The organism is Streptomyces sp. NEAU-174 (genome assembly GCF_052665095.1).
Genome location: NZ_JBQTCE010000004.1, coordinates 198,648 through 211,087 on the forward strand (window position 1 = coordinate 198,648; position 12,440 = coordinate 211,087).

Below are 12,440 nucleotides of genomic sequence, written 5' to 3' on the forward strand. Positions count from 1 at the left end.
GCGGCGAAGCCGCATATCGACACAGCCCCGTGCCCCTTCGGGGCGCTGCCCGAACCGTAGCGAACTTCCTCCGACCTGCTTGGCCACCCCTCTCGGCACCCGGGCCCGCGGGCCGGTGATCTCCCACCGGCAGGCGGGCCCAGCCATGGCTCGGAGGCGGCGGCCGATCTTCCTGCCACGCTCGACGCCAGGGTGGGTCTCCCGGGCGGAGCGGCCCCGGCGGGTCGCTATCCTGACCGGGGAGGCGAGATGGCACGCGCGACACAGACCACCGGGACACAGACCACCGCGACACAGACCACCGGGACACCCGGCACCGGCCGACCGGCGGCACGCCACCACGGCAACCGGCACGGACGCAGCGAGCAGGCCCGGCTGGCGGTGCTGAACGCGGCCGACGACCTGCTGGTCGAGAAGGGCTTCGCGGGCGTCACCATGGAGGGCATCGCCACCCGGGCCGGTGTCGCCAAGCAGACCATCTACCGCTGGTGGAGCACCAAGACCGACGTCCTCATGGACGCGTTCCTCCAGGACGTGGCCGAGGACCTGACCGTGCGCGACCACGGCGACCTCGCCCGGGACCTGCGCGCCTATCTGCGCGATCTGGCCTGGTTCCTCAGCGCGTCCGACTCCGGTGCCGTCTTCAAGGCGCTGATCGCCCAGGCGCAGCACGATCCGGCGTTCGCCGAGGACTTCCGGTCCCGGTTCCTCGACGACCAGCGCGGCCGTGACCGGCTTGCGCTGGAACGGGCCGGGGAGCGCGGGGAGTTGGCGCCCGGCCTGGATCTGACGGCCGAGACCGACCAGCTCATGGGCCCCGTCTACTACCGGGTGCTGGTGACCGGCGAACCCGTCGGCCAGGAGTTCACCGACCGGCTCGTCGACGCGTTTCTCCATCGCCACGGGCTGACGGCACCGGCGAAGGACTGAGCACCCGAAGTCCGGAGCCTCGGAGCCGGAAATCCGAGGGGAGTCACCGCGCGGACGGCGCCGTGACCGACGTCCCGGTGGCCGCCGGTGCCGGGAGGCCGTCCAGGAACAGGGCGCCCGCGAGCAGCGCGGCGCTTCCGCGCGGTGCGATGCCACGCTCCCGTAGCTCCGCGTCCAGTGCGGACAGGGCGGCGGCGCCCTCGGGCGTGGCCGTGCCGCCCGCCTCGAGCACGGCGTACGCCCCCTCCTTGACCCGTCGGAGCCCGGGTGGGCCCGCCCGGTACAGCGGGCCGGTGTCCTGGAGGGTGCTCATCACGGTGAGCAGCGCGTCCAGGCGCGCCTGGGTCTCGGTGGCCCCCGCCGTACGCGCCCGGGACAGGGCGTCCAGGGCGCGGCGCACATGGGGAAAGGCGGCCCGGGCCTCGCCACGCGCGCCCGGCGCCCCATAGGTGGCGGAGACATGCGAGCCCGGCGAGGGGCGGCGCGGTGCGCCGCGGTCGGGGTGGTCCGCGATCCGTTTGGCGGTGGCGGTCACCTCCTCGGGCCCGGCGCCGGGTCGCAGCGCGACGGCCGCCACCAGCAGGCCCATCACCCACAGCGCGCCGTGGTGGAAGGGGCCGGTGGCCGCGCCGCCACCGGCCCGTGCCATCGTCCACTCGGCGCATCGGCCGATGGCACCCAGCTCCTCGCGCAGCGCCCGGGTCGGCTCCCCGGGACGGCGGGCCGCGGCGGCCATGGCCGCGAAGCCTGGCGTCAGCGCCTTCGCCGACCAGCGCAGCGCGAGCAGATCCGCACCGGTGGCACGGGCCTGGAGATCGCGGCTGTCGGCGAGGCCCGGTTTGGGCGTCAGCTCCGCCTGGGCGATCAGGGCGAGCACGGCGGCCCGTGCCAGTGCCTCATCCGTGGAGCGCGTCATCGGCATGCCCGGAGGTTAGAGGGCGGACCTTTGACGGACATGAGGCGTTCCTGTGACCCCGCTGTGCGGCGTGGCCGGGCACCGGCCCGGCCGGGGCTCAGCCCGCGGTCGGCGGGACGGGGCGGGCGCCGGATCAGGCGGGGCGGGGAAAGACCGTTCCGTCGAAGATCTTCCGTGCGGTGCGCACGACGGCCGTGCCCCGCGCCACCGGAGTGGCGCCGTCGTCCACGGACGTGTCGATGTCCAGGAAGCCGGTGGGGTGTTCGACGCGCAGCCGCTCACCCGTCGCCGGGAGCCGGGCCACGTCCTCGCCGACGTTTCCCCTGACGCACAGCCCGGCGGCGACACTGGCGGCTCCCAGGACGCCGATCGACGTATGGCAGCGGACCGGGATGAAGGTGCGGGTCATCACGGTGCCACCGTGTGCGGGCGGGGCCAGCAGGCTGAGCTTGGGCACGGTCGTGGCACTCACCTCGCCCAGGCCCATCAACCGGCCCGCCTCCCGCCGGATCTCCTGGAGCCGGGCGCCGAGCGCCGCGTTCGCCTCCAGCTCCTCGGGGTTCTCATAGCCGGTGACGTCCAGGGCGGACGCGGCGATCAGCACGGTCGGCATGCCGTTGTCCACACAGGTCACCGGGGTGCCGTCGATGAGGTCGCGGGCGTGGCCGGTGGGCAGCAGCGGGCCGCTGCCCCGCTCGAAGCCGATCACCATCGGGGCGGCGAAGCCCGGGACGCCCGAGATCTCGGCCGAGCCGGTGTAGTCGACACGCCGGTCCGGGGTGGGGACGGTCACGGTGGCGTGGTCACCGCTGTTGACCATCCTGATCCGTACCGGTGTCCGCCCGTCCCGGGCGGCGACCAGGCCCCGTTCCACGGCGAAGGGACCCACCCCGGCCAGCAGGTTGCCGCAGTTCTGCCGGTCGGAGACCTCGGCCTTGTCCACGCCGAGCTGAAGGAACAGATAGTCGACATCGGCGCCCGGGTCCTGGGCGGCGGAGACCACGGCCACCTTGCTGGTGAGGGGGTGTGCTCCGCCGAGGCCGTCGATCTGCCGCGGATCGGGGCTGCCCATGATCCGCAGCAGCAGGTCGTCCCGGGCGTCGGGGTCGGACGGCAGGTCCTCCGCGAGGAAGTAGGCGCCCTTGGAGGTGCCGCCGCGCATCAGCATGCAGCGCACGCCCTCCGGCCCGCTCATGAGACGGCCCCGCCACGGCCGTCCTCGGCGTGCTCGGCGCGCCGGGCGTACTCGGCGTACGGCTGGTACCGCACCCCGAGCCGGGCCAGGGTCTCCCGCAACCCGTAGCGGTCCAGGCCCAGTTGGCCCTCCGCGAAGGCGGCGCGGGTCGCCTCCTCCTTCGCGAAGCGCGCCTTCGCCGCCTCGACGGCCGTGGCGGCCGACTGGCGCGGTACGCACATCACCCCGTCGTCGTCGGCGAGGATCACATCGCCGGGGCGTATGCACTGCCCGCCCACCACCACGGGCACATTGACCGATCCGGCCGTGGCCTTGACGGTGCCCTGCGCGCACACGGCGGCCGACCACACGGGGAAGCCCATCGCGCGCAGCTCCGCGGTGTCGCGCACCCCGGCGTCGATGACCAGACCGCGGACCCCGCGGTGCTGGAGCGCGGTGGCGAAGAGCTCGCCGAACATGCCGTCCGTGGACGGCGATGTGGTGGCGACGACGAGGATGTCGCCCTCGGCGCACTGCTCGACCGCGGCGTGGATCATCAGGTTGTCGCCGGGCCAGCACAGCGCCGTGACCGCGGTGCCCGCGATGCGCACGTCCCGCTGGACGGGGCGCAGCCCGGGGCCGAGGCATCCGGTGCGGCCCATGGCCTCGTGCACCGTGGCCACGCCGTACCCCCGCAGGGCCGCCACATGTTCGGCCCCGGCGCGTGGCGGGTCGGTGACGATCACACCGCTCGGCCGTGCGGCGGCGGGCGCGTCACCCGCGCTAGCGTGCGTCATCGCTGATATCTCCTTGCTGGACAGGTCGGTGACCCACCCGCGGCGCGAGCCCCGCGTCATTCGCCCAACGCGTCGATCACACTGGTGAGGTGGGCACGGACGGCCGCTTCGGCCGCCTGTGGGTCCCTGGCCCTGATCGCCTCGATCACGGCCAGGTGTTCACCCAGGGACCGCTGGGCACGCCCCGGCCGCAGCGCGAGCTGGAAACGATGGCGCACCAGCTGTGCGTTGAGCCGCTCCAGCAGCTCCACCGCCACCCGCTGACCGGAGAACTCCCGGATGCGGGCGTGCAGTTGGTGGTTGAGGTCGGAGTAGGTCAGCGGTTCGCCGTCGGCGACCGCCTTGGACATCGCCGTGCCCAGGTCGGCCAGCTCGGTCAGCTGCTCCTCGCTTGCCTCGACGGCCGCCTTGGCGGCGCACAGCCCTTCCAGGACCATGCGGCATTCCGTGATGGCCACGGCCTCCTCCACGCTCACCACCCGCACCCGTGAGCCACGGTTGCGGATCCGCTCGACCAGACCCTCGGAGGCCAGATCGATCAGCGCCGCGCGGATGCTCGCCCGGGTCACACCGAACTGCTCGGCGAGTTCGTTCTCCACCAGCCGCTGGGCCGGTGCCATCTCCCCGCGCGAGATCGCCTGTCGCAGCTGCTCCAAGGCATGCTGCTTGGCCTGCTCCCCGGTGCCTGGACGAGCTTCCTTCGGCATCGCGTGCCCTCCCTGAGTGAGTGCCTGTCGAAGGTAAATCTAGGCCAACAAGATTGTCAACGATTTCGTTGCCCATATTGGCGACAGAGACCCGGCTCGACGCCCCTGATTCCAGCCCATTCCAGCCCCCGTGACAGGGGAAGCCGGGGTTGCTTCAATGGTCGGTCGGTTCCCCATCGGACCCCGTCGACCGTTGGAGCGTGCCCGTGCCTCTCTCGCGTCGTGCTCTCCTCTCCACGCTCCCGGCGGCCGCACTGGCGGCCGTGGCCCTGCCACTGCGCGCACGGGCCGCGGGAGGTCCGGCAACGGCCGGTGAAGCGACCGGGGCCGCTCACACCCGGCTGATCGACAACACCGTGGCCGTCTTCGCCGGGACGCGGGACACCAACGCCCGCCCCGAGGTGCGCGCCAAACTCAGCTCCATCGCCGCGACCGCCCGCTCCCGGCTCACCGCGATGGACCGCGCCGGACAGGGTGAGCTCTTCCAGGGCCTCGCCCTGGGCACCAGCGATCCCAACCTGAACACCTCGTTCCAGTACCTCTACGAGATCGCCCTCGCCACCCGCACCCCGGACGGCGGCGCACCGTCCGGGCTCCACGGCGACACCGGTGTCCAGCGGCGCGTCATCGACGGCCTGATATGGCTCCACGAGCACTATTACGGCGACCAGTCGAAGGGCTACTACGGCAACTGGTTCACCTGGGAGATCGGCATCTCCACCCACGTCAGCAAGACGCTGGCGCTGCTCGCGGACGAACTCGCCGCCTACCGGCCCGACCTCGCCGCCACCTACGTGGCCTCGATGGACGCGTATCTGCGCAACGGCAAGGACGGCGACGTCGACCTCGACTCGCGCTTCCACACCGGCGCCAACCTCGCGGACATCACCACCAACCGCGTCCTCCAGGGCGCCGTCCTCGGCGACGACACCCGGATCACCAAGGCCCTCGCCGACCAACTGACCATCCTGGCCACCATCGATCCGTACGAGCTCCGGCACGGGGTCACCGACGGCTTCTACGCCGACGGTTCCTTCATCCAGCACGCGTCCGTGGCCTATACCGGCTCCTACGGCAAGGGCCTGCTCACCCGCGTCGTGCAGACCGTCAAGATGCTCGACGGCACCGGCTACACCACCGACGACCAGCTGGTCCGCGTCGTCCAGGGGTGGGTGGTGGACGGTTTCGCGCCGCTGATCTTCGAGGGCTGGCTGATGGAGATCGTCAAGGGCCGCGGGGTGTCCCGGCCGGCCACGGGGTACGCCGACGCGGCCGAGGTGGTGGAGGCCGTGGTGGGCCTCTCCGCCCATGCCACCGGCGCCGACGCCACGGCGCTCAAGGGCTATGTGGCGTATCTGCGGCAGACCTCGAAGGCCACGCTCGACCCCTCGGCGTTCGTGTCCCCGGTGAGCATCGCGGCCTACGCGGACATCCTCGCCGACCCCTCGATCCCGGCGAGCGACCTCGGGCCCGCCGAGCGCCATGTGGCGTTCAACGCGATGGACAGAACCGTCCACCGGCGCCCCGGCTACGCCTTCGCCCTGGCCCGGAGCTCGTCCAGGATCAGCAGATACGAGTACATGAGCGGGGAGAACCTGCTGCCCTGGTTCCAGGGGGACGGCGCCCACCATCTGTATCTGTCCGGCCAGGACCAGACCCAGGCGTTCGGCATCGACTACCTCACCGTCGTCCCGCCCCAGCGCCTCGCCGGTGTCACCGCCCCCGTGGAAACGCGCCGCACGATCCCCGAGCTGTACGGCACGCTCTGGTACGACAACCCCGAGCGTGGCTTCACCTCCTCGTCGGAGGCGCAGAACACCTATGTCTACTTCCCCCGATCCACCCACCCGTTCTCCGGTGGCGCCGCGCTGGGCCCGTACGGGGTGGCGGGGTTCGTCCAGTCCGACGACGTGGCGTACGCCGCGAAGCAGGCGGGCGACCTGCCCGAGGACTTCGTGGTGTACCGCGACGCCGACGCCACCAAGTCGTGGTTCCTGTTCGACGACGAGATCGTGGTGCTGGCCGCGGAGGTCGGCGACGCCGCCGGCCGCGCGGTGACCACGACTCTCGACACCCGGATCGCCGCGCCCTCGGACACCCTCACCCTCACCGGGCGGCTCCGCGGCGGTGCGCCCTGGTCCGGCACCGGCACGGCCTCGCTCGCATGGCTGCGCTACGCCAATGCCACCCGGGCCGCCTCGGTCGGGTATGTCTTCCTCGACGGCCCACGGCCCACCGTCACGCTGGACACCGTCACCCGCAGCCGCCGCGCGGTCCGCCTCGCCAACCCCGACACACCGGTGACCAAACAGCTCTTCGCCGTCACGGTCGAGCGGGCGGCGGGCGCGCCCCACACCTCGATGGCGTACGCGCTCGTCCCGAATGCCACCGAACGCCAACTGGACGGCTACGCCCGTCGCCCGCTCGCCGTCCTGGCCAACACCACCCGGCTCCAGGCCGTGGCCCACCGGGGTCTGCGGATCACCGCCCTCAACGCCTTCGCCCCCGGCACCCACCACGCCGGACGGCTGTCGGTGCGCGGGCCCGGCTCGGTGATCCTGCGGGAGACCCACGACGGCGGCGTGGCTGTCGCGGTGTCCGATCCGACCACCGAGCGCGACACGGTCTCGGTCGTCATCCGGGGCCGCAGGATGAGGGCCGTCGCGGTGGACGACGGTGTCCGGGTGGGCCGGGTCCCCGGCGGCACCCGGATCGTCGTCACCACCCGCCACGCCTACGGCCGGAGCTTCACGGCGACGCTGCGCTGAGCCGCGAGGTGCGCAGGTGCTGGGCGCCCGCGCGGACCGCCCACACGAACACGGCGAGCGCGAGTACGCCCACCACCACCGTGTCGTACGGCGCCGGGAGGCGGCCGGAACCACCGAAGGTGCCCAGCCACGACAGCACGGTCAGCGCGGCGAGGTGGCAGACCAGCCAGGCGCCGCGCCGCAGCTCCTCCGCCAGCGGGGCGCCTCCGTCCTCGCGGCGCTGCACCAGGAACAACACGGCGCCCACCAGGACGAAGGGCAGCGCGAGCCGCAGATCGTGCCAGCCGGACCAGTAGACGAACTCGCTGGCCACCACGAAGCTCACCGGTGCGATCCAGCGCACCCCCGGCACCTGGCCCTCGGCCCGCGCCACTCCCCGCTCGCGGTCATGGGCCCGGAACGCCGCGACGGCCACCGCCGAGGCGGCGTAGATCAGCAGATACATGTCCCCCATCACGCTCACGATGTCCTGCCAGCCGCCGAACGGCAGCATGAAGACGACGATGACCGCGAGGTTGAGCAGCAGCGCCCGGCGCGCCACTCCGGACCAGGGGTGGATGCGCATGAAGAAACGGGGCAGCAGACCGTTCTTGGCCAGGGCGTACGTATGGCGAGCGTCGATGGCCACGCCCACATAGGCCGATCCGCCCGGTGAGATCACCGCGTCGGCGTAGAGCAGCGTGGCCAGCCAGTGGAGGTTGAGCACCAGGGCGAGCTGTCCGAAGGGCGACTCGAAGTCGACTCCCTTCCAGCCGTGGCCCAGCAGCGACTCGGGCACCGTGTACAGGAACGCCAGCTGGAGCCCGAGGTAGACCAGCACCGCGAGGCCGATCCCGGTGAGCACCGCGGCCGGTACGGTACGGCGCGGATTGCGGGCCTCACCGGAGAAGTCGAGCGGGGCCTGGAAGCCGTTGACGGAGTACACGATGCCACCGCCGGCGAGCGCGGTCAGGCAGGCCGCGTAGCCGTACGGGGCGAAACCGCCGTGCTCGGTGAGGCGTCCGGAGTGGGTGCCGGACAGGAACAGCGCGACGATGGTGAGGACGGGGACGACGACCTTGAACACCGAGATCAGGTTGTTCAGCCGGGCGAATATCCGTACGGCGAACCAGTTGCACGCCGTCAGTACGACACTGAGCGCGACGGCCACGGCGAGGCCGGAGGCGCTGAGAGTGCCGCCGTTGTAGAGCCCCGGCAGATAGTGGGCGGCGTACTGCATGATGGCGCTGATCTCGGCCGCCGTACCGCCCACCGAGAGCAGCACCGACCAGCCGATCATCGTGCCGACCAGCCGTCCGCTGGCGTACAGCGGCCAGCGCACGGTGCCGCCGCCCTCCGGGCGGGTGGCGCCGAGCTCCACCATGACGAGCGCGATCAGGGCGCACAGCACACCCGCCGCGATCCAGGACAGCAGGGCGGCGGGGCCGGCGGTCTGGGCGGCGTACAGGGCCGCGAACAGCCACCCGGACCCCAGGATGTTGGAGAACCCGATCGCGGTCAGGGCCCAGAATCCGAGGTCCTTGTGGAGTCGTCGCTCCTCGGCGAGCACCGCCGGTGCGGCGATGGACTCCGGTGGGTGGTTCTGCGACACGGTGGCTCGTCTCCTCGGTGGTGCGCGAACAGGCAAAGACCCAGCGTGCCATGCGTGCCGACGGGCTCCGTCGACGCGTCCCGGGCCCCGGGACCTCGGTGCGGACCCGTACGAGGCGATCGACGGAAAAACACCCTCCACCGGAGAGGAATCGCCGCATATCGGGTGGGGGCGTGTTCTCATGCTTCAGGTGTCCTCTCCCTCCCGCCGTGATGTCCTGCGGTCCGCGAGCGGTGCCGTGGCGGCCACGACGTGCGGCGTCGGCTGCGGCCATCACACCGACTCCTCGTCGTCCCGGCCGGCCGGTCCCACCGAGCCGCCCTCGTCCGGCGTGGCTTCGGACCGGGCCACGCCCGCCGGACGCGCGCCACGCGGACCGGTGCGCTTCCCCGGGCTGCCACCGCGGATCGCCCACGGACCGCGCGACGGAAGCGCGGTGGCCCTCACCTTCCACGGCCAGGGCGACGCGGAGCTCGCCCGCGCACTGCTGTCCGAGGCCGAAAGAGCGGGCGCCCGGGTCACCGTCCTCGCCGTCGGCACCTGGCTGGACGAACACCCGGAAATGGCCCGGCGGGTCCTGGACGGCGGCCATGAGCTGGGCAACCACACCATGCGGCACCGCGCCGTATGCGCCCTGCCCGCCGACGAGGCGTACGCGGAGATCACCGAGTGCGCCGACCGGCTGCGCCGCCTCACCGGGACCATCGGCGGCTGGTTCCGGCCGTCGCGGGCCCGGACCGCCACGGACCTCGTGACCCGTCTCGCGGCCCGCGCCGGATACCCGCACGTCCTCTCCTACGACGTGGACTCGCTCGACTTCCAGGACCCGGGCCCGGACGCGGTGCGGGACGCGGTCCTCGGCCAGGTCCGCGCCGGTTCCGTGGTCAGCCTGCACTTCGGCCACTCCGGGACCCTGACCGCGCTGCCCGCGGTCCTCGACGGTCTGCGCCGGCGCGGTCTGCGCGCGGTCACCACGACGGAGCTGATGCACTCCGATGGCGTAGCACCGACGGCGGGGCCCGGGAGGCGTACCGAGACTGGGTGAGACGCCGGGCGGCCGCCCGTGGTGTGCCCGTACGGGAGCGGAGGAGACACCATGCCCCGGAGCGGAGGAGATCCCATGCCCCACCGCAAGGACCTCGGACTGCTCGCCCTGCGCCTCGGCGTGGGCGGGGTCCTGGTCGCGCACGGCACGCAGAAGCTCTTCGGCTGGTGCGGGGGCGATGGCCTGGCCCGTACCGCCGAGGTCATGGAGGCGATGGGCTTCCGTCCGGGGCGGGTGAGTGCCGTGGTGGCCGGGCTGGGCGAGGCGGGCGGCGGGCTGCTGCTCGCGCTCGGGTTCGCCACTCCCGCGGCCGGAGCGGCGGCCGCGGGGACGATGGCGGGGGCGGTGTCGGTGAACGCGCCGGCCGGGTTCTTCGCCCAGTCCGGAGGCTATGAGTTCCCGGCCCTGCTGGGTTGCTCGTCGGCGGCGCTCGGGATCTCGGGGCCCGGCCGCTACTCCCTGGACCACCTCACCTGCCATGTGCTGGACCGGCCCTGGCTGATCGCGACGGCGTTCACCACGAGCGCGCTGGCGGCGGCCGCGGTGATCAAGCGCAGGATGGCGGTGACCGCGGAGCGTGAGCTCGCCGAGGAGGAGGAGCTCTACGAGTAGCGGCCCTTCCGCCTGAGGAGCGCCTCGTACGCCCCGCGTCGTATCACCTCTCTGGCAGGTGACGCACGGCGTGCGAGGGGGTGCGGATGTTCAGCAGGCGCGGCTTCTGGAAGATCGTGGGTGCGGGCGCGATCCGTTCACCCCGGCCGGGGGCGGTGCCGCGTACCGGGACAAGTTCTCGGGCCCGTACGCCCACCGGACGCTGAAGGGCATCGGCCACAATGGGCCCCAGGAGGCTCCGGAGGCCTTCGCCGATCCGTGGTCGAGGCCGACCGTCTGCGACGGCGCTGAGCGGCGCGGCCGGGCCGCGGGAGGCCATGGCAGGCCAGGTCCGAAGGGGGCAGGGGGATGGCGGAGTTCGAAGTGGCCACCGGCGCCGCGGAGCTCCCCGCGGGCGACGAACCGGGGCGCGAGGCCGCGGTGCGGACCGCGTTCGAGGGGCTGCTCCAGATCCGCCGGCTGATGAACGCCGACACCGGCGACGCCGAAGGGGTGCCCGCCGAGTGGGAGCGGCGGCAGCCGGTGCGGGCCGTGGCCCTGGCGCTGGAGGCGGCCGGTGTGCCGCCGTCGGCGGTCGACGCGGAGGGCCGCCGTACGGCGACCGGATACTGCCTCGGCCCGGCGGAACGGGCCGGGGTGGTGCGGGTCGAGTGGCTGGGGCCGCCGGGAAGTGGCGCCGGGTACGCGGCGGAAGGCGCGCTGCGGAACTGCGCGGACGTACTGCGGCGGCTGGGCTGGGACGCGCTGGAGTACCGGGGGCCGCGCCGCCACCGCTACCTCGAGGTCGAGCCGCCCCCGGCCGGGCCACCCCGGCGCTGACCGAGCCGGTGACCGGGAAGGTGACCGGGAAGGTGGGCTGCGCCCGGCCCCGGGAGGCGGGGGCTGACGCCATGTCGCCTCCCGGGGCGGTGTCGCTTACGCGTTGGGGTCGAAGGGGATGTCGGACGGCTTGGCCTTCGCGAGGTGGGAGTTGAGCGTGCTGTCCTTCAGGCCGAGGGTGGCGCTGCCGAAGTCGGCCTGGCTCAGCTTGTCGCGCAGCCCGGCGGGGTAGCCGTTCCAGCCGACCAGCGCGGGGTACTGCCAGGTGTGCTTGTGGTTCTCCGGCGGCTCGTCATTGGAGTTCGCCGGGCGGAAGCAGTGGGTGCTCAGGCCGTCCTTGTGGTACACGACCTTGGGGTGGGTGCCGTCCCAGCGGATCTGGTCCCGGTTGTAGATGTTGAAGTTGCCGTGCGCCGAGGTGGCGACGTACTTCGCCTCGTTGTTCTGCACCCACACCACGACGTGTTCCCAGTCGTGGCGGTGGCCGCCGAGTCCGCTCCCGGCCACGGCCTGGTCCTTCTCGAAGTACAGGCCGTAGATGATCGCGCACCAGCCGTTGTTGCACTTGGAGCGGGAGTATCCGTTGGTGTTGTCCAGGTCCCAGGAGTCGCGGCACTGGCCGTTGAGGGCGCCGCTGGGGTTGAGCCCGCCCGCGATCGTCCCGTCGGGGCCGATGGCGGGTGTGGGGTAACAGCCGTCGGTGTCGTAGTCGAACGCCGGCTGGAACGTCTGCTCCGTGCCGTCCGCGTTGGCGGGCAGGGACGTGGGCGGGTCCGCGAGCGCACTGCCCGGGAAGGCCATGACCAGCACGATGGCGCTGCCGAGGATGGCGGACACTCTGCCGATCCGCGAACTCTTCTTCACTGCGTCCTCCTGAACGACCGCGGCGTGGCCGCACGCCGGGAAGGTGGGGGGTTGGCATGCTCAGGTCAGCATGATCGCATTCCTTGAGCGGCGGCGGGAGATGTCGCCGTGATGAAGAGTCAGCCAACAGCTATAGCAGGTGCGGTGGGGCGGGACGAAGGAGGGGCCGAGCAGTGAGCTCGGCGGGCGGGACCTGAGCCTTCTTTTATTCCGGGGT

The 12,440-nt window shown here is 72.5% G+C and carries 11 protein-coding genes and 1 pseudogene; 6 read left to right on the plus strand and 6 right to left on the minus strand.

Annotated elements, in window-relative coordinates; all coding sequences use genetic code 11:
• Positions 1-249: 249 nt before the first annotated feature.
• The gene (locus ACT2CW_RS13805; RefSeq protein WP_445516759.1) at positions 250-930 is read left to right on the plus strand and encodes a TetR/AcrR family transcriptional regulator; all 681 of its coding nucleotides are present in this window, start codon (positions 250-252) and stop codon (positions 928-930) included.
• A gap of 43 nt (positions 931-973) precedes the next feature.
• Here ACT2CW_RS13805 and ACT2CW_RS13810 read toward each other — a convergent pair whose 3' ends face one another.
• The 4 genes from ACT2CW_RS13810 to ACT2CW_RS13825 form a co-directional block, all read right to left on the minus strand.
• Positions 974-1,846, minus strand: a complete 873-nt coding sequence (locus ACT2CW_RS13810; RefSeq protein WP_445517011.1) for a triphosphoribosyl-dephospho-CoA synthase — start codon at positions 1,844-1,846, stop codon at positions 974-976.
• A 133-nt stretch (positions 1,847-1,979) separates the two neighbouring features.
• On the minus strand, positions 1,980-3,041 hold the full coding sequence (locus ACT2CW_RS13815; RefSeq protein WP_445516760.1) for a 4-oxalomesaconate tautomerase: 1,062 nt from the start codon (positions 3,039-3,041) through the stop codon (positions 1,980-1,982).
• On the minus strand, positions 3,038-3,817 hold the full coding sequence (locus ACT2CW_RS13820; RefSeq protein ID WP_445516761.1) for a 4-carboxy-4-hydroxy-2-oxoadipate aldolase/oxaloacetate decarboxylase: 780 nt from the start codon (positions 3,815-3,817) through the stop codon (positions 3,038-3,040). Before ACT2CW_RS13820 ends, ACT2CW_RS13815 begins: the two co-directional genes overlap by 4 nt.
• Before the next feature lie 56 nt (positions 3,818-3,873).
• Positions 3,874-4,524: a GntR family transcriptional regulator gene (locus ACT2CW_RS13825; protein WP_138912741.1), complete on the minus strand. Its 651-nt coding sequence runs from the start codon at positions 4,522-4,524 to the stop codon at positions 3,874-3,876.
• Positions 4,525-4,730: 206 nt separating this feature from the next.
• Between ACT2CW_RS13825 and ACT2CW_RS13830 the strand changes: the two genes are divergently transcribed.
• Positions 4,731-7,292 carry a polysaccharide lyase family 8 super-sandwich domain-containing protein gene (locus ACT2CW_RS13830; RefSeq protein ID WP_445517012.1) on the plus strand — a complete coding sequence of 854 codons (2,562 nt, stop codon included), beginning with the start codon at positions 4,731-4,733 and terminating at the stop codon, positions 7,290-7,292.
• On the opposite strand, the gene ACT2CW_RS13835 is transcribed toward ACT2CW_RS13830, so the two are convergent.
• On the minus strand, positions 7,273-8,883 hold the full coding sequence (locus ACT2CW_RS13835; RefSeq protein ID WP_445516762.1) for an APC family permease: 1,611 nt from the start codon (positions 8,881-8,883) through the stop codon (positions 7,273-7,275). The two genes, ACT2CW_RS13830 and ACT2CW_RS13835, sit on opposite strands and share 20 nt — an antisense overlap.
• A 181-nt stretch (positions 8,884-9,064) precedes the next feature.
• On the opposite strand from ACT2CW_RS13835, the gene ACT2CW_RS13840 reads away from it, so the two are divergent.
• The 4 genes and pseudogenes from ACT2CW_RS13840 to ACT2CW_RS13855 all read left to right on the plus strand — a co-directional run bounded on the left by ACT2CW_RS13840 (position 9,065) and on the right by ACT2CW_RS13855 (position 11,359).
• Entirely contained in the window at positions 9,065-9,928 is an 864-nt protein-coding gene (locus tag ACT2CW_RS13840) for a polysaccharide deacetylase family protein (RefSeq protein ID WP_445516763.1), read from the plus strand.
• Positions 9,929-10,003: 75 nt separating this feature from the next.
• Positions 10,004-10,540, plus strand: coding sequence for a DoxX family protein (locus ACT2CW_RS13845; RefSeq protein ID WP_164426918.1), 537 nt, complete (start codon positions 10,004-10,006; stop codon positions 10,538-10,540).
• Between the two features lie 127 nt (positions 10,541-10,667).
• Positions 10,668-10,831 (plus strand): annotated as a pseudogene (locus ACT2CW_RS13850) (alpha/beta hydrolase); the annotation flags it as partial.
• Between the two features lie 57 nt (positions 10,832-10,888).
• A complete protein-coding gene (locus ACT2CW_RS13855) occupies positions 10,889-11,359 on the plus strand; it encodes a hypothetical protein (RefSeq protein WP_445516764.1) in 471 nt (156 codons plus the stop codon).
• Positions 11,360-11,455: 96 nt separating this feature from the next.
• Here the strand turns inward: ACT2CW_RS13855 and ACT2CW_RS13860 are convergent, their stop codons facing one another.
• Entirely contained in the window at positions 11,456-12,223 is a 768-nt protein-coding gene (locus tag ACT2CW_RS13860) for an NPP1 family protein (protein ID WP_086879663.1), read from the minus strand.
• Positions 12,224-12,440: the final 217 nt, after the last annotated feature.